This window comes from Bacillus sp. NPDC060175 (assembly GCF_042728695.1).
Taxonomy (GTDB): Bacteria; Bacillota; Bacilli; order Bacillales; family Bacillaceae_G; genus Bacillus_A.
Window position 1 is genome coordinate 1 of sequence record NZ_JBHWYR010000154.1, and the last position, 5,162, is coordinate 5,162.

Sequence of the window (5,162 nt, forward strand, 5' to 3'; positions counted from 1 at the left end):
AGATGCCTGTGGGCATCCAAATAAGGCAGGTAAAATACCTTAATAACATTGTAGAGCAAGATCATCGTTTTATTAAAAAGAGAGTTCGTTCAATGCTAGGATTGAAATCTTTTCGTACAGCTAAATCTATTCTTTCAGGAATAGAAGCGATGCATATCATTAAAAAAGGCCAACTTATTTTATGGGACAAGTCTGTCCAAAATGAAGTGAAGTTTATTCATCAACTATTCGGAATGGCTGCATAAGAATAGATTCCATTAGGAATCTATATACCTCTTTCAAATAAATACAATCTTTGCACCAGAACCAATTAATCAAATGAATGTTAAAACTACTTGAAATTCTCTTTATACTCACGAAGAAAAGCATTTAATGTTCTAGGCTCTTTCCCAATTAATTCTTTCACAGTGTCTGTTGGATTTTCCTGAATCCCCATAGACATAGCCTGAATTTCCACAATGTGATTTTCCAACCAAATAGGCATTTGATTATAGTGAATTAAATTCCTCCGTAAGTCCACAGAATCCATATTAATATAGGTAATGGTGCGATTGAGTAAAATGGACAGTTCACTTGCTATATCTGGGTAACTAAAAATTCCTGCCCCTGTGAGAGTATATATTCCCCCTGATTTCTCCCTGTTAATCAAAACTTCCACTGCAGCATCTGCAATATCCCGACAGTCAATAAAAGATGAATGTTGAAAAAAGAAAAAGACATTTTATACTCTTTTAAATTACTTATAGTATGGTAATCCAGACTTTCCCCATGCAAGGAATCCTCCTTTTAAATTGACTACACCCTTTAAACCAGCTCTTTGCAAAATACTAGCAGCTATAGCAGAACGTAAACCCGTCCGGCATTGTAAAACTATAGGACAACCTGTAGGAACTTGATCTAGCTGCTCAAATAAATTACCTAAAGCAATATGTATTGCATCATGAAGGTGTCCTTCATCCCATTCTTTTTTACTACGCACATCGATAACCTTAACACTTCCATCCTTTATTAACGGATATAATTCATTTGATGTTTTTTCCTTATAACTCTCTAAACTATGGAATCTTTGAATTACTTTTGAAGGTGCAAAAGCAATAATATTATCTAAGCCAATAGACTCAAAATCTCTAATAACTTCCTCCACATTAACTTTTTCCATATCTAAAATGATTAATGTTTCTTTTTTATAGTCTAATAACCACCCACACCAAGTTGAAAAAGAATTGTTATACGGAATATTAATGGATTTTTCAATGTGACCCGCAGCAAAACACTCTACATCCCTTATATCAACAATTTGCTGAACTTTTTTAGTGATTTCTTGGAACTCTTCAAATGTATTAATGCTAATAATATCTCTCTTCTTACGAATTGGTGGACCCAATTTATTTAAATTCTTCATTAATGAAAAATACTTCGGAGGATCTGGCTGTCCCGTCAATAGAGTAGATATAAAATTACTTTCTTCATTACACTGAAATGCCCAATTGAGCATCTTTTCATAACCTAATGTAGAAGTTGGAATTGCCCCTAATGCTTTTCCACATGCACTTCCTGCACCATGCGATGGCCAAATTTGTAAATAATCAGGGAGTTTTTTTATTTTTTGTATAGAATCAAATAGTTGCCTTGCTCCTTTTTTAGCAGTGTCTTTAATACCAACAGCTGTTTCTAATAAGTCTGGTCTTCCTACATCGCCTACAAATACAAAATCACCCGTGAATATTCCAATAGGTTGTTCATTTGTATAATTATTCTGGCTCGTGTCAGTTACTAAAAAAGAAATGCTTTCAGGTGTGTGGCCTGGAGTATGAATTACTTTAAATTTTATATGACCAATTTTAAATTCAGTTCCCTCTCTGACAAGATGGTATTGAATCTCATTAAGATACTGATATTTCCAATCACAATCACCTTCATCAGATACATATAAATTTGCTTTATAAACATGAGAAAGTTCTCTAGCCCCAGAAAGAAAATCAGCATGAATACGTGTCTCAGCCGCAGAAATTATTTCCATTCCCTCTTTCCTAGCATATTCTATATATTGTTCTATACAACGGTTTGGATCAATTACAATTGCTACTCCTTCCTTCTGACAACCAACTAAATAGGAAGCATGTGCTAATTTTTCATCATAAAAATATTTTAAGAGCATGGCTATTCCCTCCTATTTCTTATTTCCTATTACTTTTCAGATTTTAAAACAACTTTTTATCTTTCCCCTATAAAATTCCTTTCAACATAAAATTCCAATACATATATGGCAACATATATCTTTTTAGCAAAAACATACTATACCGTTCTTCCGCTTGATTAAACGGAAACGTTTCTTGAGGCTCATGTTCATAGTTAAATTCAGCTAGTATAAGACTTTTATACCCTGTAACAATTGGACAAGATGTATACCCATCATATTTAGCCTGCATATCTCTTCCATTCAGTACGTCCATAATATTTTGTTTTAAGACAGGTACTTGTTTTCGAATTGCCGCTCCAGTTTTAGATGTGGGTAAATTTGTACAATCCCCTAGTCCAAAAATATTTTTATAACGTACATGCTGCAAAGTATAAGGGTCTATATCAACCCAACCTTGATGATCGCTTATTTCACTATCTTTTATAAAACTAGGCGGTCCCATTGGTGGAACAACATGTAACATGCTATATGACACACTTTCTTTTTTTAGTGTTTGCGTATCCTCAAAAATAGCTTCTCTCTTTTCGGCAATAATTTCTACTAAATTTTTATTATAATTCGTTATAATTTGCTTTCTTTTTAACACCTTATCTAGTGTATCTGCATAACGTGGAACCTGAAATATGTTAGGGTTTGCAGAATAAAACATAACTTCGCTATTCTTTCTTACTTCACTATTACAAAAATGCTCCTCGGCTAGGTACATAATTTTTTGTGGGGCACCACCGCATTTAATAGGGGTGTTTGGGTGGGTAAAAACAGCATTTCCTCCTTTAAATCTTTCAATTTCTCTCCAAGTAGAATCAACATATTTATAGGAATAGTTACTACAAACACCATTAGTCCCAATAGATTCTTTCAACCCTTTAATACCACCCCAATTTATTTGTATACCGGCTGCTACAATAAGAATTTCATACTCAAGCATAGTTTCATCATCTAAAAGAATCTTATTTTCAGATGGGAACAACTTAACAACACGTTTAGGAATCCAGATCGCACCATTAGGAACAAGTGATTCTTGATCACGCATCGTAGACTCCTTTGAAACAATTCCACCACCCACTAAACTCCACAGAGGTTGAAAATAATGTTTTTTAGATGGATCAATAATCGCTATACTTTCTTTAAATAGGGATACATTACGTAATAAATGTGCAGTAAAGGACAGTCCCGCAGTCCCGGCACCAATTACAATGATTTTATAACTATCTTTAGTCTTCATTATCCTCTTCCTATCTAAACTTAACTGTTATGAAAAATAGTTATTAGCCTTTTTTAGTCGCATTAACATAATTGTAAGTTAAAATCTTGTCATTTTTATCTGATTAAAATGAATATTTTGTCAATTTTAACCATTAACATTATTATATGCATTAAATCCTTACATTACTTCTATATTTCGTTTAAAACACAAAAACCTTATGTGTTTCAATGTCGCACTGTATCCAACCTCTCTTACATTGTATTTCTAAAGACGATGGGGTTTCTTGTTCGAAAAGAGCGATAGGGTTACTCAATCCGCATCCATATATGTTTTATTCTTTTTCTTTACTAAATTTGAACTACTTAATTATCTGTGAATACCGTATAAATAGAAAATTAGTCACCAAAAACAAGGGCATCAAGCCGTACATGCGAGAACCATTCTATAAAAATCATATATGTAAAAGGAATTTGGATAATTTTATCAAATGGATTTATCTATGAAAACAACACTTTCACATCCAAATCAACCCACAATTGAATCACTTCAAGCTCAAGTAGAGGAACTCACGGCAAAAGTGAGTTAGTATGAAGAACAATTTCGTCTCAGTCAACAAAAACAGTTTGGTACGTCTAACTAAAAAACCCTAATATATCTTATAATGTAATTAGTATATATTGGTGGTGTGATAATTGAACAAGTTAGAAAAATCCTCTAAAGTCTTTGTAATGTTTTTTATTTTGCATGTGATATTACTTATATTTTCTCCAAATAGAATAGTAGGTAGGTCAGCTATCCAAAAAGATGACATAAAATTACACGTATACGCACAAGCCACTACGGGAGCACCTCAAAAAATAAGTAAAAGTGATTTAGCTATATTAAAAGAAAAAATTAAAGATACATATCCTAATATAAAATCTACGGACATTGAGCTTGAAGGTGACACACCGTTCCGTCATGTTGATGATCCAGCTTATATCGGAGAATTTACTGTATACGGAAAAGTTATAGGTACAACACTAAATGAAACATCGAGAGAAAATACAGTTGCAGTTTTAAAAGTTTCATATTGGGACATGCCGATGATTCAATACCTGTTTTATGAAGAGTCCATCGCAAGGCTATCGCTTATAATTTTGTTACCTATATTTTTTGTTGCACTTTGCATCCTTTGTTTATGTCCTAAGAAAAGCGACCGCCCGTAATAGGCGGTCTTTTTACGTTTACCTGTAACGCCTGCCTTTCGAGTTCGTCTAACTTTTTTAGGAATGTCAATTCCGCTTCTAAAAACGCAATACGTGCTTCCTTTCCCACGGCGTTCTGTATAAAAGCCTTCCTCACCAATCACAGCTAAGTTAAACCCATTCTCTAAAAAGATTTGGATAGGGCCTTTTCCTTGTTGATTTTCTTTTACCGCTCTTACTTTGAAATCTGAACAATAGCTAATCGAACATTCCGACACTTTTAATACATTTTTATTTTTTTCTAGCTGTTTCATTTGAATTTCGTTAAAAATAATCTTACTCCTTCTCCGTACCTCATTTCTATCGTTGGTTCCGGTTTTTTGATAAGAAAAAATCGAAATACATATAGATTTTGGTTCATAAACAACTATCTGGTCTCACTATATCATTTCGGGGGAATTGTATGTTTAGATACATCTAAACTGGTTCCCTGTACGTTAAGGAATTAGTTTGTATATTTGAGGAGATGTACGAGACAGGTGTAAATTTAGGGGAATCCAATATTTCC

General features: G+C 33.4%; 5 protein-coding genes. 2 read left to right on the plus strand and 3 right to left on the minus strand.

Translation table 11 applies throughout. The features are described 5' to 3' along the window. Window positions 1–245, plus strand: a 245-nt coding sequence (locus ACFWDE_RS29830) for a DDE-type integrase/transposase/recombinase (protein ID WP_377896306.1), incomplete at its 5' end; no start/stop codon positions are given. Window positions 246–331: 86 nt separating this feature from the next. Here the strand turns inward: ACFWDE_RS29830 and ACFWDE_RS29835 are convergent. The 3 genes from ACFWDE_RS29835 to ACFWDE_RS29845 form a co-directional block, all read right to left on the minus strand. After that, on the minus strand, window positions 332–658 hold the full coding sequence (locus ACFWDE_RS29835) for a Rossmann-fold NAD(P)-binding domain-containing protein (RefSeq protein ID WP_377896307.1): 327 nt from the start codon (window positions 656–658) through the stop codon (window positions 332–334). Window positions 659–736: 78 nt separating this feature from the next. Beyond that, window positions 737–2,158: an MBL fold metallo-hydrolase gene (locus ACFWDE_RS29840; protein ID WP_377896308.1), complete on the minus strand. Its 1,422-nt coding sequence runs from the start codon at window positions 2,156–2,158 to the stop codon at window positions 737–739. Between the two features lie 67 nt (window positions 2,159–2,225). Continuing rightward, a complete protein-coding gene (locus ACFWDE_RS29845; protein ID WP_000849944.1) occupies window positions 2,226–3,425 on the minus strand; it encodes an FAD/NAD(P)-binding oxidoreductase in 1,200 nt (399 codons plus the stop codon). 674 nt (window positions 3,426–4,099) lie between these two features. Here ACFWDE_RS29845 and ACFWDE_RS29850 point away from each other — a divergent pair. Beyond that, entirely contained in the window at window positions 4,100–4,615 is a 516-nt protein-coding gene (locus ACFWDE_RS29850) for a transposase (protein ID WP_328027684.1), read from the plus strand. Window positions 4,616–5,162: the final 547 nt, after the last annotated feature.